The 20,876-nt window shown below is 71.3% G+C and carries 20 protein-coding genes; 10 read left to right on the forward strand and 10 right to left on the reverse strand.

Going from position 1 to position 20,876, the window contains the following annotated elements; all coding sequences use genetic code 11:
• Positions 1-12: 12 nt before the first annotated feature.
• The gene (locus tag ACSLTV_RS05995) at positions 13-939 is read right to left on the reverse strand and encodes a metallophosphoesterase (RefSeq protein ID WP_432135111.1); all 927 of its coding nucleotides are present in this window, start codon (positions 937-939) and stop codon (positions 13-15) included.
• Between the two features lie 277 nt (positions 940-1,216).
• Here ACSLTV_RS05995 and ACSLTV_RS06000 point away from each other — a divergent pair, with 277 nt between their 5' ends.
• The gene (locus ACSLTV_RS06000; RefSeq protein ID WP_432135112.1) at positions 1,217-1,681 is read left to right on the forward strand and encodes a GatB/YqeY domain-containing protein; all 465 of its coding nucleotides are present in this window, start codon (positions 1,217-1,219) and stop codon (positions 1,679-1,681) included.
• A gap of 329 nt (positions 1,682-2,010) precedes the next feature.
• Here the strand turns inward: ACSLTV_RS06000 and ACSLTV_RS06005 are convergent, their stop codons facing one another.
• Positions 2,011-4,308, reverse strand: a complete 2,298-nt coding sequence (locus tag ACSLTV_RS06005) for a transglycosylase domain-containing protein (RefSeq protein WP_432135113.1) — start codon at positions 4,306-4,308, stop codon at positions 2,011-2,013.
• 429 nt (positions 4,309-4,737) lie between these two features.
• Between ACSLTV_RS06005 and wblA the strand changes: the two genes are divergently transcribed.
• On the forward strand, positions 4,738-5,076 hold the full coding sequence (gene wblA / locus ACSLTV_RS06010; RefSeq protein WP_067240880.1) for a transcriptional regulator WblA: 339 nt from the start codon (positions 4,738-4,740) through the stop codon (positions 5,074-5,076).
• Between the two features lie 310 nt (positions 5,077-5,386).
• Here the strand turns inward: wblA and ACSLTV_RS06015 are convergent, their stop codons facing one another.
• Together ACSLTV_RS06015 and ACSLTV_RS06020 are read right to left on the reverse strand one after the other, a co-directional pair.
• A complete protein-coding gene (locus ACSLTV_RS06015) occupies positions 5,387-6,736 on the reverse strand; it encodes an ArsA family ATPase (protein WP_432135114.1) in 1,350 nt (449 codons plus the stop codon).
• Positions 6,733-7,710 carry an ArsA family ATPase gene (locus ACSLTV_RS06020; protein WP_432135115.1) on the reverse strand — a complete coding sequence of 326 codons (978 nt, stop codon included), beginning with the start codon at positions 7,708-7,710 and terminating at the stop codon, positions 6,733-6,735. The genes ACSLTV_RS06015 and ACSLTV_RS06020 overlap by 4 nt, the downstream gene beginning before the upstream one ends.
• A 140-nt stretch (positions 7,711-7,850) precedes the next feature.
• Between ACSLTV_RS06020 and ACSLTV_RS06025 the strand changes: the two genes are divergently transcribed.
• The 5 genes from ACSLTV_RS06025 to ACSLTV_RS06045 all read left to right on the forward strand — a co-directional run bounded on the left by ACSLTV_RS06025 (position 7,851) and on the right by ACSLTV_RS06045 (position 11,369).
• On the forward strand, positions 7,851-8,012 hold the full coding sequence (locus ACSLTV_RS06025; RefSeq protein ID WP_003975360.1) for a DUF4177 domain-containing protein: 162 nt from the start codon (positions 7,851-7,853) through the stop codon (positions 8,010-8,012).
• Positions 8,009-8,473, forward strand: a complete 465-nt coding sequence (locus tag ACSLTV_RS06030; RefSeq protein ID WP_432135116.1) for a RidA family protein — start codon at positions 8,009-8,011, stop codon at positions 8,471-8,473. Before ACSLTV_RS06025 ends, ACSLTV_RS06030 begins: the two co-directional genes overlap by 4 nt.
• A 56-nt stretch (positions 8,474-8,529) precedes the next feature.
• Positions 8,530-9,471 carry an NUDIX hydrolase gene (locus ACSLTV_RS06035; RefSeq protein WP_432135117.1) on the forward strand — a complete coding sequence of 314 codons (942 nt, stop codon included), beginning with the start codon at positions 8,530-8,532 and terminating at the stop codon, positions 9,469-9,471.
• A complete protein-coding gene (locus ACSLTV_RS06040) occupies positions 9,468-10,301 on the forward strand; it encodes an MBL fold metallo-hydrolase (RefSeq protein WP_435611746.1) in 834 nt (277 codons plus the stop codon). The genes ACSLTV_RS06035 and ACSLTV_RS06040 overlap by 4 nt, the downstream gene beginning before the upstream one ends.
• Before the next feature lie 66 nt (positions 10,302-10,367).
• Entirely contained in the window at positions 10,368-11,369 is a 1,002-nt protein-coding gene (locus ACSLTV_RS06045; RefSeq protein WP_435611747.1) for a DMT family transporter, read from the forward strand.
• A 30-nt stretch (positions 11,370-11,399) separates the two neighbouring features.
• Here the strand turns inward: ACSLTV_RS06045 and ACSLTV_RS06050 are convergent, their stop codons facing one another.
• Entirely contained in the window at positions 11,400-12,074 is a 675-nt protein-coding gene (locus ACSLTV_RS06050; protein ID WP_432135120.1) for a Crp/Fnr family transcriptional regulator, read from the reverse strand.
• Between the two features lie 277 nt (positions 12,075-12,351).
• On the opposite strand from ACSLTV_RS06050, the gene nth reads away from it, so the two are divergent.
• From nth to ACSLTV_RS06065, 3 genes are all read left to right on the forward strand, one after another.
• Positions 12,352-13,305 carry an endonuclease III gene (gene nth, locus ACSLTV_RS06055; RefSeq protein WP_432135121.1) on the forward strand — a complete coding sequence of 318 codons (954 nt, stop codon included), beginning with the start codon at positions 12,352-12,354 and terminating at the stop codon, positions 13,303-13,305.
• Between the two features lie 52 nt (positions 13,306-13,357).
• On the forward strand, positions 13,358-14,047 hold the full coding sequence (locus ACSLTV_RS06060) for an NUDIX hydrolase (RefSeq protein ID WP_435611748.1): 690 nt from the start codon (positions 13,358-13,360) through the stop codon (positions 14,045-14,047).
• A 119-nt stretch (positions 14,048-14,166) separates the two neighbouring features.
• Positions 14,167-15,366, forward strand: a complete 1,200-nt coding sequence (locus ACSLTV_RS06065) for a MarP family serine protease (protein ID WP_432135123.1) — start codon at positions 14,167-14,169, stop codon at positions 15,364-15,366.
• An 11-nt stretch (positions 15,367-15,377) separates the two neighbouring features.
• On the opposite strand, the gene ACSLTV_RS06070 is transcribed toward ACSLTV_RS06065, so the two are convergent.
• The 5 genes from ACSLTV_RS06070 to acs all read right to left on the reverse strand — a co-directional run bounded on the left by ACSLTV_RS06070 (position 15,378) and on the right by acs (position 20,850).
• Positions 15,378-15,557 (reverse strand): hypothetical protein, encoded by a 180-nt coding sequence (locus tag ACSLTV_RS06070; RefSeq protein ID WP_432135124.1) that lies wholly within the window; start codon positions 15,555-15,557, stop codon positions 15,378-15,380.
• Between the two features lie 171 nt (positions 15,558-15,728).
• Positions 15,729-16,682 carry an alpha/beta fold hydrolase gene (locus ACSLTV_RS06075; RefSeq protein ID WP_432135125.1) on the reverse strand — a complete coding sequence of 318 codons (954 nt, stop codon included), beginning with the start codon at positions 16,680-16,682 and terminating at the stop codon, positions 15,729-15,731.
• Positions 16,679-17,167 carry a phage holin family protein gene (locus ACSLTV_RS06080; RefSeq protein ID WP_432135126.1) on the reverse strand — a complete coding sequence of 163 codons (489 nt, stop codon included), beginning with the start codon at positions 17,165-17,167 and terminating at the stop codon, positions 16,679-16,681. The genes ACSLTV_RS06075 and ACSLTV_RS06080 overlap by 4 nt, the downstream gene beginning before the upstream one ends.
• 98 nt (positions 17,168-17,265) lie before the next feature.
• The gene (gene nhaA / locus ACSLTV_RS06085) at positions 17,266-18,711 is read right to left on the reverse strand and encodes a Na+/H+ antiporter NhaA (RefSeq protein ID WP_435611749.1); all 1,446 of its coding nucleotides are present in this window, start codon (positions 18,709-18,711) and stop codon (positions 17,266-17,268) included.
• 183 nt (positions 18,712-18,894) lie between these two features.
• Entirely contained in the window at positions 18,895-20,850 is a 1,956-nt protein-coding gene (gene acs, locus ACSLTV_RS06090; RefSeq protein WP_432135128.1) for an acetate--CoA ligase, read from the reverse strand.
• Positions 20,851-20,876 lie beyond the last annotated feature (26 nt).

The following is a 20,876-nucleotide window of genomic DNA, read 5'->3' on the forward strand; positions in this document are numbered from 1 at the left end:
CTCAGCCGCCGCTCAGTCCCGCGCCACCAGCGTCAGCAACGTGGCCTCCGGCGGGCAGGCGAACCGCACCGGTGTGTAACGGCTGGCGCCGCAGCCCGCCGAGACGTGGAGGTAGGACGTCCGGCCCTCGGCCGTATGGGTGGACAGGCCCTTCACGCGGTCGGTGTCGAGGTCGCAGTTGGTGACCAGGGCGCCGTAGAAGGGGACGCAGATCTGGCCGCCGTGGGTGTGCCCGGCGAGGATCAGGGGGTAGCCGTCGGCCGTGTACGCGTCCAGGGTGCGCAGGTACGGGGCGTGCACCACGCCCATCGAGAAGTCCGCCGACGCCGAGGGGCCGCCGGACACCTCCTCGTACCGGTCCCGCTTGATGTGCGGGTCGTCCAGGCCGGTCAGCTCGACCGACACGTCCTCCACCTTCAGCACACCCCGGGTGTTCGTCAGGTTCAGCCAGCCGGCCGCGTCGAACGCGTCCCGCAGGTCCTCCCAGGGGTTGTGGACCACTCCGACGGCCGGCGGGTTGCCGTTGAGGCCGTGCCGGCCGCTGGCCTTCTCCAGGAGATAGCGGGCGGGGTTGCGCAGCTTGGGGCCGTAGTAGTCGTTGGAGCCGAAGACGTACGCCCCCGGGAACTCCATCAGCGGACCGAGCGCGTCCAGGGTCTCCGGGACGCCCTCCGGGTCGGACAGGTTGTCCCCCGTGTTGATCACGAAGTCGGGGCGCAGGCCGGCCAGGGAGCGCAGCCAGCGCTGCTTCTTGCGCTGGCCGCTGACCATGTGGATGTCGGAGACCTGCAGGACGCGCAGCGGGCGCATTCCGGAAGGGAGCGCGGGGACCGTGACTCTCCGCAGCCGGAAGGAGCGGGGTTCCAAGCCCGCCGCGTACAGCAGACCGGCGGCACCAACCGCCGTGATTCCGAGGGGAACTTTGTATCGCGCGCGCATGCTCCCATCGTGTCAGACCGGGGCGGGCCACCGCTTCGGGCCCGGGTCCTGCTGGGTGACGCCGAGAGCGCCGAGCGCCGAGTGGTGAGCGGGGAGCACCGAGCACCGAGTGCCGAGAGGGGAACGTGGAGGGGATGGTCGTGCGGCGGGGGCGCCCGTCGGGACGGTGAGCGCCGTCACCGCGGGTAGGGGCGCCGTGAACGGGCGAGGGCCGTGAACCGGCGTGCGCCGTAAATCGGTGGGCGGTCGCACTCTCGTACCTGCGACAATCAACCTCATGACCACGCTCAAGTCGAAGCTGCAGGAAGACCTCAACGCCGCGATCAAGGAGCGCGACGAGCTGCGCTCCTCGACGCTCCGGCTGACGCTCGCCGCGATCACCAAGGAGGAGGTCGCGGGCAAGGAGAAGCGCGAGCTCTCCGACGACGAGGTGCAGAAGGTGATCACCCGCGAGGCGAAGAAGCGCCGTGAGGCGGCGGAGGCCTTCGCGCAGGGCGGGCGCACCGAGCAGGCGGAGCGGGAGAAGGCGGAGGGCGAGGTGCTCTCCGCGTACCTGCCCAAGCAGCTGTCCGACGACGAGCTCCAGGAGATCGTCGCCCAGGCCGTGGCGGAGGCGAAGGCCGCCGGTGCTGAGGGACCGCGGGCCATGGGCGCCGTCATGAAGATCGTGAACCCCAAGGTGGCCGGGCAGGCGGAGGGTGGCCGCGTCGCCGCCACGGTGAAGAAGCTTCTGGCGGGCTGACCGGGAGCGTCGTCGGCGGACCGCATTCGCCGGGGCTGCCCTCCTGGCGTCCTCAGTACGCCGACGCAGTACGCCGACGCCGCCGACACGTCGTCCCCTGCGCGGCGCACGCGCGCCTGCACCCGTACGAATGGCCCCGCCTCCTCCAGCCGGAAGAGGCGGGGCCATTCGTCATGCACAGCAGGTACCGCCGATACAGCGGATACCCCGATACAGCGGATACCCCGATGCAGCAGGTACCGCCGACACGCACAAACCGCAGAGCCCCGCACCCCCGGTCCCCGGGCCCCCGCCCGAGCCCCCACCCCGTTCCCCGGGCCAGGGCTCAGTCAGTTGCGCCCACCGGTGCCGTTCCTCCCGTTCCCCTGGCCCTGGAGCCAGCCGTCGGGGAGGCCGATGTCGGGGCTGGGGAAGCCGGTGTCGCCGCCGGTGGTGGCGCCGTTCGTCGTGGCGCCGCCGCCGGTGAGGAGGCCGCCGAGGAAGCCGTCGCCGTTGTTGCCGTCGTCATGGCCGCGGCCCCGGCCCCGGCCCGGGTCCTCCTCGCGCTCCCTGGGCGGCTTGGGGATGTCCACCTTGTTGAACCGGGGCGCGTCCTTGCCGTCGAGGGCGCCGGTCATGGCGGCCTTCCAGATCGGGCCCGGGGTGTCGCCGCCGTAGACCTCCCCGTGGTACCGGCCGCCGATGTAGATGTCGGTCATCTCGACCTTCTGGGTGGCACTGCCGACCCACACCGCGCCGGAGAGGTTCGGGGTGTAGCCGACGAACCAGGCGTTCTTGCGGGAGTCGGTGGTGCCGGTCTTGCCCGCGTTGTCGCGGTCGCTCAGGCCGGCCGCCCGGCCGGTGCCGGAGTCGATCACGCCGCTGAGCAGTGTGTTTATGGTGTCCGCGGTCTTCTCGCTCATCGCGCGCGAGCAGGTCGACTTGGGCACCTCCAGCGACTTCTGCTTGCCGTCCACCGTCTGGGTGATGGACTCGATGGCGACCGGGGTGCAGTACATGCCCCGGTTGGCGAAGGCGGCGTAGGCGCTGGCCATGGTGAGGGGGGCGATGCCCTGCGAGCCGAGGGTCAGCGCCGACGGGGACACCGGGAGCCGCTTGCCGTTGCCCTGGACGACGTCCAGCTTGCCGGTCATGTTGACCACGGGACACATGCCGATGTCTTCGAGCATCTGCACGAAGTACGTGTTGACCGACTTGGCCATGGCTTCCTGAAGGTCGTACGGGCCGACCTCGGACCTGCTCTCGTTCTCCAGCTCGTTGCCCTTGACGTTGCGCCAGACCTTGCCGTCACACATCTGGACGGTGTCCGGGTACGGCATCGAGTACGGCGAGGGGTACATCTGGGTCGCCGGGCGCCCCTCTTCCAGTGCCGCCGCGGCCAGGTACGGCTTGAACGTCGAACCCGTCGGGAAGCCGAAGTTCGAGCCGCCCATCGCCCGGCCGACCGAGTAGTTGATCTCGGTCTCGTTCTTGCCGTAGCCGTACGGCTTGGACTGGCCCATGCCGAGGATCTTGCCGGTGCCGGGCTCGACCAGGGTGACGGCGGCGGCGACCTTGTCAGACTTGTAGACGTTGTCCTTTATCGACTGCTCGACGGACTCCTGGGCCTGCGGCTGGAGGGTGGTGCGGATCGTCAGGCCGCCCTGGTTCCAGATCTTGGCCCGCTCCTCCTTGGTCTTGCCGAAGACCGGGTCGCTGAGGAACACCTTCTCGACGTACTTGCAGAAGAAACTGGCGCCGTTCACGGCGGTGATGCAGCCGTTCTTCGGCTGGGTGACCTTCAGACCGAGCGGGGTCTTCTTCGCGGCGTCGGCCTCCGCCTGCGAGACGTCGCCGACCTCGGCCATGCGCTGCAGGACCACATTGCGGCGCAGCGTGGCCTGCTTGGGGTCGTTGATCGGGTCGTAGACGCTGGGGGACTGCACGATGCCCGCGAGGAGCGCGGCCTCCTGCAGCTTCAGGTCCTTGGCGTGCTTGGAGAAGTAGCGCTGGGCGGCCGCCTCGACGCCGTAGGACTGCTCGCCGAAGAAGGTGATGTTGAGGTAGTTCTCCAGGATCTTCTTCTTGCCCAGCTCCTCCTCGACCTGGATCGCGTACTTCAGTTCGCGGATCTTGCGGCCGATGGTCTGCTGGGTGGCCTCGGCGACCTTGGTGGGGTCGTCGCCGGCCTCCTCGATGAAGACGTTCTTCACGTACTGCTGGGTGAGCGTCGAGGCGCCCTCACTGACGCCGCCGCTCTGCGCGTTCTTGTTGAGCGCGCGCAGGATGCCCTTGAGGTCCACTGCGCCGTGCTCGTAGAAGCGTGAGTCCTCGATCGCGACGATCGCCTTCTGCATGTACGGCGAGATGTCCTTGAGGTCGACCACCGTGCGGTTGCGGGAGAAGACGGAGGCGATCTGGTTGCCCTCGGCGTCGAGGATGGCGGTGCGCTGGCTCAGCGGCGGGGTCTTGAGGTTGGCGGGGAGTTCGTCGAACGACTCCACTGAACCCTTGGCGGCCAGGCCCAGTGCGCCGACGGCGGGCAGGGCGAGGCCGGCCAGCAGCCCTCCCGCGAGCACACTGACACCGAGGAACTTGGCGGCCTGCTGCGTCGCCGACAGACCACCGCCCGAGCGCTTCTTTGCCATGAGGGCAGCCTACGTTCTCATTCGCCGGACACGTGTATATGCCTTGGCCTAAGCTGCTGCCAACTGTCACAGCAGCGCGGCTACGTATCAGTACGTCCGGCGAATCCGAATCGTTCCGGAGTCGCGGAGGCTTCCCCTCGTTTCTTGGTGGACGCGTGTCCCAATCCGCCTGATGTGTTATTCGGCGTCCGTTGTGGCGGAGTGGAGTGGCAGAGGAAATGTCCTGGTTCGCCAGGACAGTCGTGTATGTCGCGGGCTCACTCCCCCGGGTGATCTGCCGCTTACCCATAGTCCGTTCGGGCCATTCAAGATTGGGCCCGAAGGGGGTGTTGCGCTGTGCCCACCTTCCGTAACGTCCTCAACTGGCGGCGGTGAATATGCCGCTTGCCGCCGTGGGGGAGCCTCGATTCGGGAGAGGACGGCGCCGGTATGGGCTGGGTTACCGACTGGAGTGCGCAGGCTGCCTGTCGCACTACCGATCCGGATGAACTGTTCGTTCAGGGAGCAGCGCAGAACAGGGCCAAGGCGGTGTGCACGGGATGCCCGGTACGCACCGAATGTCTGGCCGACGCGCTCGACAACCGCGTCGAGTTCGGCGTGTGGGGAGGCATGACGGAGCGCGAGCGCCGCGCCCTGCTGCGGCGACGGCCGACCGTCACCTCGTGGCGCCGGCTGCTGGAGACCGCGCGTACGGAGTACGAGCGCGGCGTGGGCATCGTCCCGCTCGACGACGACCAGGTGTACGAGAACTACGCGGCGGTGAGCTGAGCCGTTCGGGGGTTCCGCCCCGGGTGGGTCGACTGCGTGGCGTGCACGGCTGACGCCGGCGTCGAGGGCGTGAACGGCTGGAACGGCTGGATGGCGTGACGCGGTTGGACGGCGTGACGTGGCGTTCGGGAACGCGTCGCCGTGCGGTCCGCTGTTCTGCAGCAGGGCGGCGCCCGGGGCGTGTCGGCGTGCGGTGCCTGGGAGCGAGGCCTGTCGAGAGCGGCGCCTCCTGGCGCCGGATCTGCTGGGTCCTGCCGTGCCCCGGGCGTTCCCGGCCCGGTAGCCCCCGAGGAGCTGACCCGGGCCTGCCTCAGCCGGGTGCTGCGCCCGCCGCGTCCGTCTCAGGCAGCTCGGGGTGGTCGGCCGCCAGGCGGACGCCGATGTCGCGCAGGCCCGCGAGGTCGTGGACGTCGCCGGGCAGCGCGGCGACCTCCGTCACCGCCACCTCGGGGTGGAGCGCGGTGAAGCGGTCGCGCGTGCGCTGCTCGCGCAGGAGCAGGTGCATGCGGTCGGCGTGCAACCGCAGCAGGCCCGCGGTGAGCCGATCGACACCTTGTCCCTCGGCCGGGTCGTTGGGGGAGTCGCCGCCGGGGGTCGGTGCCGTGGACGCGGGAGAGTCTGAACTTCCGTACGTGTCGGGAGAGTTACGAAGTCCAGCTTTCCCGCCCTCCTGATCGACAATGCGGCTCTCTTCAAGATTTTCCGCGGCGGCGAGTGCCCGCTCGGCGGACAGCTGGGCGGCTCCGCTGCCGTGGACCCGGTTGAGGACCAGACCGGCCAGCGGCATCTCCTCGGCGGCCAGCCGCTCCACGAAGTACGCGGCCTCCCGCAGCGCGTCCCGCTCGGGGGCCGCCACGACCAGGAACGCCGTCCCGGGCGCCTGCAGCAGCTTGTACGTGGCGTCCGCGCGGGTGCGGAAGCCGCCGAAGGTGGTGTCCATCGCGGCGACGAACGTCTGCACGTCCTTCAGCAACTGCCCGCCCAGCAGCTTGCCGAGCGTCCCGGTCATCATCGACATGCCGACGTTCAGGAACTTCATGCCGGCCCGGCCGCCCAGCTTCGCCGGCGCGGTCAGCAGCCGGATCAGCCTGCCGTCGAGGAAGGACCCGAGCCGTTTCGGCGCGTCCAGGAAGTCCAGCGCGGACCGGGACGGCGGCGTGTCGACGACGATCAGGTCCCACTCGTCCCGCGCGCGCAGCTGCCCCAGCTTCTCCATCGCCATGTACTCCTGCGTGCCCGCGAAGCCCGCCGAGAGCGACTGGTAGAAGGGGTTGCCGAGGATCGCGGCCGCCCGGTCGGGATCAGCGTGCGCCTCGACGATCTCGTCGAAGGTGCGCTTCATGTCGAGCATCATCGCGTGCAGTTCGCCGCCCGCCGCGTCGTCGATGCCCTTCACCCGGCGCGGTGTGTTGTCCAGCGAGTCGATACCCATGGACTGCGCGAGCCGGCGCGCGGGGTCGATGGTGAGCACGACCACCTTGCGGCCGCGCTCGGCGGCGCGCAGTCCGAGCGCGGCGGCCGTGGTGGTCTTGCCGACGCCACCCGAGCCGCAGCAGACCACGATGCGGGTCGTCGGGTCGTCGAGCAGCGGGTCGACGTCGAGCACGCGCGTGGGGGAGAGGTGATGGCCCTCCGGCCGGGGTGCCGGTTCCGGACTCATGAGATTCCCTGCTTCCGCAGCTCGGTGGCCAGTTCGTACAGACCCGCCAGGTCCACGCCCTCGGCGAGCAGCGGCAGTTCGTGCAGCGGCAGGTCCAGTTCGGCGAGGACGGCCCGCTGCTCGTGCTCCAGCGCGTACCGCTCGGCGTACTCCTCGGCCTGCTCGAGCAGCGGGTCCACCAGCTTCTCCGCGTGGCCGCCGCGCCGGGCACCGCCGAGCCCGGCGGCGGACAGGGAGCGCGCGAGGGCCGTACGCGGGAGGTCCCGGGCGAGTTCCAGCTGCGTGCCGTCCAAAACCTCCGGGCGCACCATGTTGACGATGACCCGCCCCACCGGCAGCCGGGCCGCGCGCAGTTCGGCGATGCCGTCGGCGGTCTCCTGGACCGGCATCTCCTCCAGCAGCGCCACCAGGTGCACGGCCGTCTCCGCGGACTTCAGCACCCTCATCACCGCCTGGGCCTGATTGTGTATCGGGCCGATCTTGGCCAGGCCCGCGACCTCGTCGTTCACATTGAGGAAGCGGGTGACGCGGCCGGTCGGCGGGGCGTCCATCACGACGTGGTCGTAGACGAAGCGGCCCTGCTTGTCCTTGCGGCGGACCGCCTCGCAGGCCTTTCCGGTCAGCAGGACGTCCCGCAGGCCGGGCGCGATGGTGGTCGCGAAGTCGATGGCGCCGAGCTTCTTCAGCGCGCGTCCGGCCCCGCCCAGTTTGTAGAACATCTGGAGATAGTCCAGAAGGGCCAGTTCGGGGTCGATCGCCAGGGCGTACACCTCCCCGCCGCCCGGAGCGACGGCGATCTTCCGCTCCTCGTAGGGCAGCGCCTCCGTCTCGAAGAGCTGCGCGATGCCTTGCCGACCCTCCACCTCGACGAGAAGCGTCCGCTTCCCCTCCTTGGCGAGGGCCAGCGCGAGGGCCGCGGCGACCGTCGTCTTTCCGGTCCCGCCCTTGCCGCTGACGACCTGGAGCCTGCTCACGTCTTCGAGCGTAACCACTCCGCGCGCGCACCAATCAGCAGGCTGTGGACAACCGGCACCCCGGTACTACGAACGACCCCTCCCGGAGGAGGGCGACCGGGGCGCGGGCGGGCCCGGTGGCAGCGGCTACAGTCGGCCCCATGACCAAGTGGGAATACGCAACCGTGCCGCTGCTCGTCCATGCCACGAAGCAGATTCTGGACACCTGGGGCGAGGACGGCTGGGAGCTCGTCCAGGTCGTGCCCGGGCCCAACAACCCCGAGCAGCTCGTGGCCTACCTGAAGCGGGAGAAGCAGGCGTGAGCGCCGTCGAGGCGAAGCTCGCCGAACTCGGTCTGACGCTGCCGGAGGTCGTGCCGCCGCTCGCCGCCTACCAGCCGGCCGTGCGGACGGGCCTCTACGTGTACACCTCGGGCCAGCTGCCCATGGTCGACGGCAAGCTGCCGGTGACCGGCAAGGTGGGTGCCGAGGTCACGGCGGAGGAGGCCAAGGACCTGGCCCGCACCTGCGCCCTGAACGCGCTGGCGGCCGTGAAGTCGGTCGCGGGTGACCTGGACCGCGTCGCGCGCGTGGTGAAGGTCGTCGGGTTCGTCGCCTCCGCGTCGGACTTCACGGGGCAGCCGGCCGTCATCAACGGGGCGAGCGAACTGCTGGGCGCGGTCCTCGGCGACAAGGGCGTGCACGCGCGCAGCGCGGTCGGCGTGGCGGTGCTGCCGCTGGACGCGCCGGTGGAGGTCGAGATCCAGGTGGAGCTGGCCCAGTAGGGCGCTGACCTCGGGCGCCTCTCGAACATTCACGCGTCACGGGATAGCCTCCGCCCATGGCGAATGGGCAGTGGTTTCCCCCGGACTGGCCGGAGCGCATCCGGGCGCTCGCGGACGGCACCCTGGAGCCGGTCGTCCCCAAGCGGGCGGCCACCGTCATGCTGCTCAGGGACGCCGGGGCTGCGCAGGGCGCGCAGGACTCCCCGCAGACGCCGCAGGCGCGGTGCTCCGGGGACGGGCCGGACGCGCTCGGCGGTCCGCTCGTCCACATGCTGCGCAGACGCGCCTCCATGGCCTTCGCCGGAGGCGCGTACGCGTATCCCGGCGGCGGCGTGGACCCGCGTGACGACGACCGTCACGTCGGCTGGGCGGGCCCCACGCGCGCGTGGTGGGCGAAGCGGCTCGGTGTCGACGAGGCGGGCGCGCAGGCGATCGTGTGCGCCGCCGTACGGGAGACCTTCGAGGAGGCCGGGGTCCTGCTGGCCGGGCCGACCGCCGACTCGGTGGTCGGCGACACCACGGGCGACGAGTGGGAGGCCGACCGCGCGGCCCTTGTGGCCCGTGAGCTGTCCTTCGCGGAGTTCCTGGAGCGCCGGGGCCTCGTCCTCAGGTCGGACCTGCTGGGCGCCTGGACGCGCTGGATCACCCCCGAGTTCGAGGCCCGCCGGTACGACACCTGGTTCTTCGTCGCCGCTCTCCCGCGCGGGCAGCGCACCCGGAACGTCTCCACGGAGGCCGACCGCACGGTGTGGATCCGCCCGGCGGAGGCCGCCGCCGCCTACGACAGGGGCGAGCTGCTGATGATGCCGCCCACCATTGCCACGCTGCGCCAGCTCACGCCGTACGCGAGCGCCGAGCAGGCGCTGGCCGCGGCGCCCGGCCGGGATCTCACTCCCGTGCTGGCACGCGCCCGCCTGGCGGACGGCGAGATCGTGCTGTCCTGGCCGGGCCACGACGAGTTCACGAAGCACATCCCGACCGGTGGAGCCCCCGCATGACGGACGCCAGCACGCTGCCCGGCCGACCCCGCGGCGAGGTGGTCTCCGGACCCGCCACCGCCCGCGCGGTCAACGTCCTGGCGCCCAACGCCTCCCCGATGACCCTCGACGGCACCAACACCTGGATACTCGCCGAGCCGGACGCCGAGCAGGCCGTCGTGGTCGACCCGGGGCCGCTGCACGAGGGCCACCTGCGCGCGGTGATCGACACCGCCGAGCGGGCCGGGAAGCGGATCGCCCTGACCCTGCTGACGCACGGCCACCCGGACCACGCCGAGGGCGCCACCCGGTTCGCCGAGCTGACCGGGACCGAGGTGCGTGCCCTGGACCCTGCGCTGCGGCTGGGCGAGGAGGGTCTGACGGCCGGCAGCGTGATCGAGGTGGGCGGCCTGGTGCTGCGGGTGGTGCCCACGCCCGGTCACACCGCCGACTCCCTGAGCTTCCACATCCCCGCCGACCGGGCCGTCCTGACCGGTGACACCGTCCTCGGGCGCGGTACGACGGTCGTGGCGCACCCCGACGGCCGTCTCGGCGACTATCTGGACTCCCTGCGCCGGCTGAGGTCGCTGACGGTCGACGACGGCGTCCACACGGTGCTGCCGGGGCACGGGCCGGTGCTGGAGGACGCGCAGGGCGCCGTCGAGTTCTACCTCGCCCACCGCGCGCACCGCCTCGCCCAGGTCGAGACGGCTGTCGAGGACGGCCACCGCACCCCCGCCGAGGTCGTCGCCCACGTCTACGCCGACGTCGACCCCTCGCTGTGGCCGGCGGCGGAGCTCTCGGTCCGGGCGCAACTCGACTACCTGCGGGAACACGGTCTGATCCCCTGATCCCTTGATCGGCGGCCCGCCGCGCAGCCGTCGCCCCGCTGCGTCCTGCGGGCCTACGCTGGTGCCGTGGGGCCGACAGACCGGACGGCTCTCGTCTGCTTCGGCGCGACCGCCGTCCTCGCCGGGGGCAACGCGGTCGGGATCCGGTTCAGCAACCGTGAACTCGATCCCCTGTGGGGCGCCGCCCTGCGCTTCGCTGCCGCCTCCGCGCTGCTGCTCGCCGTCATGGCCGTACGGCGCCTCGCGCCGCCCAAGGGGCCCGCGCTGGCCGGCGCGCTCGGGTTCGGCGCGCTCAACTTCGCCGCCACCTTCGCCCTCGCGTACTACGCCCTGCAGTACGTCCACGCCGGCTTCGGGCAGACCGTGCTGTCGCTGGTGCCGCTGGCCGCGCTGCTGCTTGCGGTGGGCCAGGGGCAGGAACGGTTCCGCTCGCTCGCCCTCGCGGGAGCGCTGGTCGCGGCGGCCGGGGTCGCGGTGATGACCCAGGGGCTGCGGGGCACCGTGCCGTGGCGGGCGCTGCTGGCGATGCTGGGCAGTGTGCTGTGCCTCGCGGAGGCCGCGGTGCTCGTCCACCGGCTGCCCAAGGTGCACCCGGTCACCATGAACGCCGTCGGCATGACAGGTGCCACCGTGCTGCTCCTCGCCGGGTCACGGCTGGCCGGCGACCACTGGGCCCTGCCCGAGCGGGCGGCGACCTGGTGGGCCCTGGCCTACCTCGTGGTGGCCGGTTCGGTGCTCACCTTCGTGTTCTACCTGCTGGTGATCGAGCGCTGGGGCGCCTCGCGCGCGGCGTACGTCTTCGTCGTCATCCCCTTGGTGACGATCCTGCTGTCCGCCTGGCTCGACGACGAGCCCCTGTCGGCGGGCCTGCTGCTCGGAGTGCCGCTGGTGCTGGCCGGGGTGTACGGGGGCGCGTTGAGGAAACGCGCCGACCTGCCTGCGCACGCCCGTGCGGCGATCGGGGACGAGGCCCGCTCGGAGCCGGACGGCGGGTCCGGGGGCGCGGCCCCCGTGGACGGCCGCCGCCGGCACGGACAGGGGCCCGCGTCTCGCGGCGCGGGCCCCTGAACGACCGTACCGGCCCGGCGGAACCGGGCGTCAGCGCGAGCGCTTGGCCAGCCGCTCGACGTCCAGCAGGATGACCGCCCGCGCCTCCAGGCGCAGCCAGCCGCGCTGGGCGAAGTCGGCGAGTGCCTTGTTGACCGTCTCGCGGGAGGCGCCGACCAGTTGGGCCAGCTCCTCCTGCGTCAGGTCGTGCACCACGTGGATGCCCTCCTCCGACTGCACGCCGAAGCGGCGGGAGAGGTCCAGCAGGGCGCGGGCGACACGGCCCGGGACGTCCGAGAAGACGAGGTCGGACATCGCGTCGTTGGTCTTCCGCAGGCGCCGGGCGACGGCGCGCAGCAGCGCGGCGGCCACCTCGGGCCGCACGTTCAGCCAGGGCTGCAGGTCGCCGTGGCCGAGGCCGAGGAGCTTGACCTCGGTCAGCGCGGTGGCGGTTGCCGTGCGCGGGCCCGGGTCGAACAGCGAAAGCTCGCCGATCAGCTCACCGGGGCCGACCACGGCCAGCATGTTCTCGCGCCCGTCGGGGGACGTGCGGTGGAGCTTGACCTTGCCCTCGGTGACGACGTAGAGCCGGTCGCCGGGGTCGCCCTCGTGGAAGAGGGAGTCGCCGCGTGCGAGGGTCACCTCACTCATGGAGGCACGCAGCTCCGCGGACTGCTCGTCGTCGAGTGCCGCGAAGAGCGGGTTGCGCCGCAGAACGTCGTCCACGAGTTCTCTCCTTGTCGACCTGCTCAGGGGATCTTGCTCCCCCTTGGTACCAGGGGACCGTGCTCCCCATTCTGCCGGACGGCCCAAACAGTGTGATCTGTCACAAGGATGCCGTACAGGTGTCCCGGGGTAAGCGGCAGGGGGCCCGATCGGGGGCTGATCTTCCGGGTCCGGGGCGGATGTCGGTGTCGGGCTCTAGGCTGGCCGAGTGTCCAAAACGCCGGTGAGAGCACAGGGCAAGGGGGCTGGACGGGTGGTTGCAGGGCGCGATTCCGCTGTGGGCGAACAGGGTTCGGCCAAAGCGGCGAAAGCCGCGAAGTCGGCCAAGGCCGCCCCGGTCAAGAAGGCGGCCGCCAGGAAGGTGAGCGCCGCCGCGAAGAAGGGCGCTCCGAAGAAGGCCGCCGCCGGGGTGCGCGAGGCCCCGCCCGCGAAGACCGTGGAGGTGCGACCGCCGAGCGGCGAGTCCCGTACCGCCCTGGTCCGCCGAGCCCGCCGGATCAACCGCGAACTCGCCGAGGTCTATCCGTACGCCCACCCGGAGCTGGACTTCGGCAACCCCTTCCAGCTGGTCGTCGCCACCGTGCTGTCCGCGCAGACCACGGACCTGCGCGTCAACCAGACGACCCCCACCCTCTTCGCCAAGTACCCCACCCCCGAGGCGCTGGCCGCCGCCGATCCCGAGGACGTCGAGGAGATCCTGCGCCCCTGCGGTTTCTTCCGGGCCAAGACCAGGTCGGTCATGGGATTGTCCAAGGCGCTCGTGGAGGATTTCGGCGGAGAGGTCCCGGGCCGCCTGGAGGACCTCGTCAAACTGCCCGGTGTCGGCCGCAAGACCGCCTTCGTGGTGCTCGGCAACGCCTTCGGGCGGCCCGGCATCACCGTGGACACGCACTTCCAGCGCCTGGTGCGGCGCTGGAAGTGGACCGAGGAGACCGACCCCGACAGGATCGAGGCCGCGGTCGGCGCGCTTTTCCCGAAGAGTGACTGGACCGACCTCTCCCACCATGTGATCTGGCACGGCCGCCGGATCTGCCACGCCCGCAAGCCCGCCTGCGGCGCCTGCCCCATCGCCCCGCTCTGCCCCGCGTTCGGCGAGGGCGAGACGGATCCGGAGAAGGCGAAGAAGCTGCTGAAGTACGAGAAGGGCGGGTACCCAGGTCAGCGGCTGAACCCGCCGCAGGCCTATCTGGACGCGGGCGGCAAGGCGGCGGCGCCGTTGGGGGCCGGATGACGGAACGATCTCGGTCGGTTCGCTCGTTGGGCAGGTCGGACGGGGGTGCGGGATGAAACGGGCGAGTGACATCGAGGACGTGGCGCTCAGCGGTGAAGGGCTGCCCGACTGGCTGGACCCGGTGGTGGCCGCGGTGCGGACCGTGGAGCCGATCCAGTTGAGCCGTTTCCTGCCCCCGGCGGACGGCCGGGGCCGGCAGTCGGCGGTGCTGGTGCTGTTCGGCGAGGGCGAGCGCGGGCCCGAGCTGCTGCTGATGGAGCGGGCCGGCTCGCTGCGCTCGCACGCCGGGCAGCCGTCCTTCCCGGGCGGCGCCCTCGACCCGGAGGACGGCGACCCGCACGGCGACGGCCCGCTGCGGGCCGCGCTGCGCGAGGCCGAGGAGGAGACCGGTCTCGACCCGTCGGGGGTGCAGCTGTTCGGGGTGCTGCCCAAGCTGTACATCCCGGTCAGCTCCTTCGTGGTGACCCCCGTGCTGGGCTGGTGGCGGCGGCCCAGCCCGGTCGGGGTGGTGGACCCGGCCGAGACGGCGCGGGTCTTCACCGTGCCCGTGGCGGATCTCACGGATCCGGCCAACCGCGCCACCGCCGTCCACCCCAGCGGCCACCGCGGCCCGGCATTCCTGGTCGAATCGGCCCTCGTCTGGGGTTTCACGGCCGGTCTGATCGACCGGCTGCTGCATTACGCGGGCTGGGAGCGGCCCTGGGACCTCGACCGGCAGGTCCCGCTCGACTGGCGGTCATGACAGGGTGTCCTACGTTCCGCACATCCCGAGGGACGAAGTGCCGGCCTGCCGCCGCGCGGCGGGCCGAACCCTCGGCCGACCTGGAGTGACCGCAGAATGACGAGGCGAGGCGCGACCCCTTGAACGTGCTGGACATCCTGTTGCTGGCCGCGGCCGTGTGGTTCGCCGTCGTCGGCTACCGCCAGGGCTTCGTCGTCGGCATCCTGTCGGTGATCGGCTTCCTCGGCGGCGGTCTCGTCGCCGTCTATCTGCTGCCGGTCCTGTGGGACGCGCTGACCGACAACACCGAGGTGAGCACGACCGCCGCCGTCGTCGCGGTCGTCATCGTGATCGTGTGCGCGTCCGTCGGGCAGGCCCTGACGACCCACCTGGGCAGCAATCTGCGCCGGTACATCACCTGGACGCCGGCCCGCGCCCTCGACGCCACCGGCGGGGCGCTGGTCAACGTGGTGGCGATGCTGCTGGTGGCCTGGCTGATCGGCTCCGCCCTCGCGGGCACGACCCTGCCGACGCTCGGCAAGGAGGTCCGCAACTCCAAGGTTCTGCTCGGGGTGTCGCAGGCTCTGCCCGCCCAGGCCGACACCTGGTTCGCCGACTTCTCCTCCGTCCTCGCGCAGAACGGCTTTCCGCAGGTCTTCAGCCCGTTCGCCAACGAGCCGATCACCGATGTCCAGCCGCCCGACCCGGCCCTCGCGGGCAGCCCGGTCGCCGTGCGCGCCCAGCGCTCCATCGTGAAGGTGACGGGCACCGCCGACAGTTGCGGCAAGGTCCTGGAGGGCACCGGCTTCGTCTTCGGCGAGCGGCGCGTCATGACCAACGCGCACGTCGTGGGCGGCGTCGACGAGCCCACCGTCCAGATAGGCGGGGTGGGCCGCAAGTACGACGCGACGGTCGTCCTCTACGACTGGAAGCGCGACATCGCGGTCCTGGACGTGCCCCGTCTGGACGCGCCCGTCCTGGAGTTCACCTCCGACGACGCGAGCAGCGGCGACGGCGCCATCGTCGCCGGCTTCCCGGAGAACGGCTCGTACGACGTGCGGGCGGCACGCGTGCGCGGCCGCATCACGGCCAACGGCCCCGACATCTACCACCGCGGCACCGTGCGCCGTGATGTGTACTCGCTGTACGCGACCGTCCGCCAGGGCAACTCCGGCGGTCCGCTGCTGACGCCCGACGGCAAGGTCTACGGCGTGGTGTTCGCGAAGTCGCTCGACGACGCCGACACCGGTTACGCGCTCACCGCGGACGAGATCCGACCGGACATCACCGCGGGGCGCACCGCGAACCAGCAGGTGGACAGCGACAGCTGCGCGCTGTAGCGCGCGGCGCGTCAGCCTCGCGGGTGACGCAGCCGCACCGAGACCCAACGGGCCCGGCGGCGCAGGATGCGCGGAATGCCCACCCGGGGGTCACTGCCCGACTGCGGGGCCACCCCTCGCTGGTGGGGGCTCAGCCCGGCGGCCGAGCGGCGGTTGCGTGCTGCGTCACTGTAGTCGTGCGTCCAGCCCATACCCCGACGTCTGCCCCTGCCCCAAGGTCGATAACCGCCCCGGAGGCGGCCAATTGGCCTATGCGCGAGGCATGTGGCCGTTCGTAGGGCAGTCGTTCCGCTTCCGGGCACCGGACGCGGTGGCACGGTCACCGACCGCGCTCGTCCCGGCGCCCCCGACGGCCACCGGGCTCACCGGTCCGGTTCCGGATCCTTCAGCCAGTTGACCAGTTCCGTGGAGAAGGCGACCGGGTCCTCCTCGTGCGGGAAGTGCCCGAGTCCGTCGAACAGGCGCCAGCGGTACGGCGCTTCCACGTACTGCCCGGACCCCGCCGCGCCCTTGACCCGGGTCACCGGATCGAGGGAACCGTGCAGATGCAGCGTCGGCACCCGCAGTGGCCGCTTCATCCGGCGGTAGAACTGGAGGCCGTCGGGGCGGGCCAGCGAGCGCACCAGCCAGCGGTACGGCTCGATCGAGCAGTGAGCGGTGGACGGGACGCACATCGCCCGCCGGTACGTCCACAGCGTCTCGTCGTCCGGCAGGCGCGGGCCCGACCACTGCCGGATCAGCTCGCCGACCAGGGCACCGTCGTCCGCGGTGAGCCGGCGCTCGGGGATCCACGGCCGCTGGAAACCCCAGATGTGGGAGGCGGCCGCGCCCGGCCGGGCGTCGGCGAGCATCGCCGAGCGCCAGCGCCGGGGGTGCGGCATGGAGGCGACCGCGAGGCGGCGCACCAGCTTGGGCCGCATCACGGCCGCCGTCCACGCCAGATAGCCGCCGAGATCGTGTCCGACCAGCGCGGCGTCCGGCTCGCCCAGCGAGCGGATCACACCGGTGATGTCGAGGGCGAGATTGGCCGGGTCGTAGCCCCGGGGGGTGCGGTCGCTGCCGCCGACGCCGCGCAGGTCCATCGCCACGGCCCGGAAACCGGCGTCGGCGAGCGCGGTCAGCTGGTGCCGCCAGGTCCACCAGAACTGCGGGAAGCCGTGCACCAGCAGCACCAGCGGTCCGTCGCCCAGCTCCGCGATGTGGAAGCGGGCGCCGTTGGCCGCGACGTCCCGGTGGGTCACCTCTCTCCCGCCGGGCATCTCGGGCCGTACGACCGAAGCGGGGTGTGCCGAAGGCGTCGAGGCCGGGTCCGTCATGAGGATGAGCGTGCCACAGCCTCGATGGCCTTCGGGCCACGGTCCTGCTCCAGCTCGGGCCGCGGGTGCGGCTTGGCCTTCTGCAGCACGCCCGCCGTCTCCTTCATCGACGCGGCGACCTTCTGCGGGCCCTGGCTCTTCTTCGCCTTCTTGGCGAACACCACGCCGATCAGCGCGAGGAAGGCCGCGACCAGCACGTTCGCCGCGAAGGACAGCAGGAAGCAGACCGCCAGGTTCCAGTGGCTCCAGGTGCGGATGCCGTACGCCAGCGCGAAGCTGAGCATCGGCAGGGAGAACAGCAGTACGGCACCGGCCAGCGAGAATGCCCCGCCGCTCGTCGCGCCGCGCTTGACGTCCTGCCTCAACTGCGCCTTCGCCAGCGCGATCTCGTCGTGCACCAGCGCGGACATCTCGGTCGTCGCCGAGGCGAACAGCTGGCCGATGCTGCGTTCGGCGCCGACCGGGCTGCCGTCGGGTGCGCTCATCGCTCTCTCCCTCGTCCGTCTACGGGCGGGTGTGCGCGGCCGGCCGAGTCGTGCCGGATCGCGTACGGTCCCGTCTTCTTTTGTACCGTCCCGTCAGATCATGCCGGACGGCCGTGTTCCTCGCCCGTCCCGCCCGGCACTTCGGCGAGGGCGTGGCGCGCGGCGGCCTTCTCCTCGGCGATCCGGCGGTGCTCGGCGGCCTTGGCCTCATGGATCGCCGCCATCCGCAGGTGGTACGCCGGCTCGTCCTCGGCGTAGATGTCGGGGATGCCGTCGCGGTCATCGTCGCGCTCCTCGGCCTCCCACATCTGGCGGTACTTGGTGTTGCGCATCTTCAGCAGCACGGTCGCGATCACCGCCGCCAGCAGCGATCCGATGAGCACGGACGCCTTGATCTCGTCGGTCAGCACCGCGTCGCCCTCGAAGGCGAGTTCACCGATCAGCAGGGAGACGGTGAAGCCGATGCCGGCCAGGGAGGCGATGGCGAAGACGTCGGCCCAGGCGAGGTCGTCGCTGAGGGTGGCGTGGGTGAACCGCGCGGTCAGCCAGGTGCCGCCGAAGATGCCGACCGTCTTGCCGACGACCAGGCCGAGCACCACGCCGAGGGTCTCCGGCCTGGTGAACACGTCCCCGACGGAGTGGTGGGAGATCGCCACCCCGGCGCTGAACAGCGCGAACAGCGGGACCGCGAGGCCCGCCGACAGGGGGCGCACCAGGTGCTCGATGTGCTCGCCGGGGGAGTGCTCCTCGCCTTCGCGGGTGGTGCAGCGGAGCATCAGGCCCATGGCGACGCCGGCGATGGTGGCGTGGACGCCGCTGTTGTACATCAGTGCCCAGATCACCAGCGCCAGCGGCACGTACACGTACCATCCGCGGACGCCCACGCGCAGCAGCAGCCAGAACACGGCGAGCCCGGCCACCGCACCGCCCAGCGCGGCGAAGTCGATCGAGTCGGTGAAGAACACGGCGATGATGAGGATCGCGAACAGGTCGTCGACGACGGCGAGCGTGAGCAGGAAGGCGCGCAGGGCGCTGGGCAGCGAGGTGCCGATGACGGCGAGCACCGCGAGCGCGAAGGCGATGTCGGTGGCGGTGGGCACCGCCCAGCCGGCCGCCGAGCCGCCTCCGGCGGCGCTGGTGAGGACGTAGACCAGGGCTGGTACTGCCATGCCGCACAGCGCCGCGACCACCGGCAGGACGGCCGCCTTGGGATCGCGCAGGTCACCGGCGACGAGCTCGCGCTTGAGCTCGATCCCGGCGACGAAGAAGAACACGGCGAGCAGTCCGTCGGCCGCCCAGTGGGCGACGGACAGGTCCAGGCCGAGGGCCGCGGGGCCGAGGTGGTAGTCGCTGACGGTGTCGTAGCCGTCGCTGATGGCCGGGATGTTGGCCCACAGCAGCGCGGCCACGGCGGCGATCAGCAGCAGGACGCCGCCGACGGTCTCGGTCCGCAGGGCGTCCACGACGAAGGTCCGCTCGGGCAGGGACAGGCGTCCGAAGACCTTGTGGGGGGTGGTTTCGCGGGCAGGTCGGGGCGCGGGCACGGGAACCTCCGGTCGGTGGGCAGGACTGAGCACATGCCGACCAGACTTCCCGGCGCGCCTTGCTAGCGATTTTTTGCTTAGTTTACCTAAAAGGGGGCCGGGAGGCATCCGGTGGTTCTCACGCTAGGCACAGCGAAGCCACCCGGCACTCCGAGGGGTGCCGGGTGCCCTGGACGCGGCGGGTCAGTCCTCGCCGGGCGCCGCCGGGAGCTTCGCCTGGATGAGGTCCATGACCGTGGAGTCCGTCAGCGTGGTCACGTCGCCGAGCTGGCGGTTCTCGGCGACGTCCCGCAGCAGACGCCGCATGATCTTGCCGGAGCGGGTCTTGGGCAGTTCGCCGACCGGAAGAATCCGCTTGGGCTTGGCGATCGGGCCGAGGGTGGCGCCGACGTGGGTGCGCAGCTCGTTGATCAGGCCCTCGTCCTCGGACGCCGTACCGCGCAGGATCACGAAGGCGACGATCGCCTGGCCGGTCGTCTCGTCCGCGGCACCGACCACGGCCGCCTCCGCGACCGACGGGTGCGACACCAGCGCGGACTCCACCTCGGTGGTGGAGATGTTGTGGCCGGAGACCAGCATGACGTCGTCGACCCGGCCGAGCAGCCAGATGTCCCCGTCGTCGTCCTTCTTCGCGCCGTCCCCGGCGAAGTACTTGCCCTCGAAGCGGGACCAGTAGGTGTCGATGAAGCGCTGGTCGTCGCCCCAGATGGTGCGCAGCATGGACGGCCACGGCTCGGTCAGCACCAGATAGCCACCGCCGCCGTTCGGCACCTCGATCGCCTCGTCGTCGACGACGGTGGCGGCGATGCCCGGCAGCGGGCGCTGCGCGGAGCCCGGCTTGGTCTCCGTCACGCCCGGCAGCGGGGAGATCATCATCGCGCCGGTCTCGGTCTGCCACCAGGTGTCCACGATGGGCGTGCGGTCGGCGCCGATGTGCTTGCGGTACCAGATCCAAGCCTCGGGGTTGATCGGCTCGCCCACCGAGCCGAGCACCCGCAGGCTGCCGAGGTCGAACTTCGCGGGGATGTCGTCGCCCCACTTCATGAACGTACGGATCGCCGTGGGAGCCGTGTACAGGATGGTCACCCCGTACTTCTGCACGATCTCCCAGAAGCGGCCCTGGTGCGGGGTGTCCGGCGTGCCCTCGTACATGACCTGGGTGGCGCCGTTGGCGAGCGGCCCGTACACGATGTACGAGTGGCCGGTGACCCAGCCGACGTCGGCGGTGCACCAGTAGACGTCGGTCTCCGGCTTGAGGTCGAAGACCGCGTGGTGGGTGTAGGCCGTCTGGGTGAGGTAGCCGCCGGAGGTGTGCAGGATGCCCTTGGGCTTCCCCGTGGTGCCCGAGGTGTAGAGGATGAACAGGGGATGCTCGGCCCCGAACGCCTCCGGGGTGTGCTCGGCCGACTGCCGCTCGACGGCCTCGTGCCACCACACGTCCCGCTGGTCGTTCCAGGCGACGTCCTGGCCGGTACGGCGGACCACCAGCACATGCTCGACGTTGCCGGCCTTGGCCACCGCCTCGTCGACGGCCGGCTTCAGTGCGGACGGCTTGCCGCGCCGGTAGCCGCCGTCGGCGGTGATGACGACCTTGGCGTCGGCGTCCTGGATCCGCGTCGCGAGCGCGTCCGCCGAGAAACCGCCGAAGACCACCGAGTGGGCGGCGCCGATCCGGGCGCAGGCGAGCATGGCGACGGCCGTCTCGGGGATCATCGGCATGTAGACGGCGACCCGGTCGCCCTTGCGTACGCCCAGCTCCAGCAGGGCGTTGGCGGCCTGGGAGACCTCGTCCTTGAGCTGGGCGTAGGTGATCGCGCGGCTGTCGCCCGGCTCGCCCTCGAAGTGGATGGCGACCCGGTCGCCGTGCCCGGCCTCGACATGGCGGTCGACGCAGTTGTACGCGACGTTGAGCTCGCCGTCCTGGAACCACTTGGCGAACGGCGGGTTCGACCAGTCCAGGGTCTCGGTCGGCTCCTTGGCCCAGGTCAGCCGACGGGCCTGAGCGGCCCAGAAGCCGAGCCTGTCAGCCTTGGCCTGTTCGTACGCCTCTGCCGTGACGTTGGCGTTCGCTGCCAGGTCAGCGGGCGGCGCGAAGCGTCGCTCCTCTTTCAGGAGGTTGGCCAGGCTTTCGTTGCTCACGACATCTCCCTTTCCCAGGGTGTCCG

Origin of the sequence: Streptomyces sp. bgisy159, assembly GCF_965341775.1 — a bacterium.
Lineage (GTDB): Bacteria > Actinomycetota > Actinomycetes > Streptomycetales > Streptomycetaceae > Streptomyces.

Coding starts and splice junctions, on each gene's coding strand:
- ACSLTV_RS06080 (WP_432135126.1), bottom strand. CDS start 17,167: ATGAGCGCACCCGACGGCAGCCCGGTCGGCGCCGAACGCAGCATCGGC.
- ACSLTV_RS06035 (WP_432135117.1), top strand. CDS start 8,530: ATGGCGAATGGGCAGTGGTTTCCCCCGGACTGGCCGGAGCGCATCCGG.
- ACSLTV_RS05995 (WP_432135111.1), bottom strand. CDS start 939: ATGCGCGCGCGATACAAAGTTCCCCTCGGAATCACGGCGGTTGGTGCC.
- ACSLTV_RS06060 (WP_435611748.1), top strand. CDS start 13,358: ATGAAACGGGCGAGTGACATCGAGGACGTGGCGCTCAGCGGTGAAGGG.
- ACSLTV_RS06070 (WP_432135124.1), bottom strand. CDS start 15,557: ATGGGCTGGACGCACGACTACAGTGACGCAGCACGCAACCGCCGCTCG.
- ACSLTV_RS06015 (WP_432135114.1), bottom strand. CDS start 6,736: ATGAGTCCGGAACCGGCACCCCGGCCGGAGGGCCATCACCTCTCCCCC.
- wblA (WP_067240880.1), top strand. CDS start 4,738: ATGGGCTGGGTTACCGACTGGAGTGCGCAGGCTGCCTGTCGCACTACC.
- ACSLTV_RS06075 (WP_432135125.1), bottom strand. CDS start 16,682: ATGACGGACCCGGCCTCGACGCCTTCGGCACACCCCGCTTCGGTCGTA.
- ACSLTV_RS06005 (WP_432135113.1), bottom strand. CDS start 4,308: ATGGCAAAGAAGCGCTCGGGCGGTGGTCTGTCGGCGACGCAGCAGGCC.
- ACSLTV_RS06000 (WP_432135112.1), top strand. CDS start 1,217: ATGACCACGCTCAAGTCGAAGCTGCAGGAAGACCTCAACGCCGCGATC.
- ACSLTV_RS06025 (WP_003975360.1), top strand. CDS start 7,851: ATGACCAAGTGGGAATACGCAACCGTGCCGCTGCTCGTCCATGCCACG.
- ACSLTV_RS06040 (WP_435611746.1), top strand. CDS start 9,468: ATGACGGACGCCAGCACGCTGCCCGGCCGACCCCGCGGCGAGGTGGTC.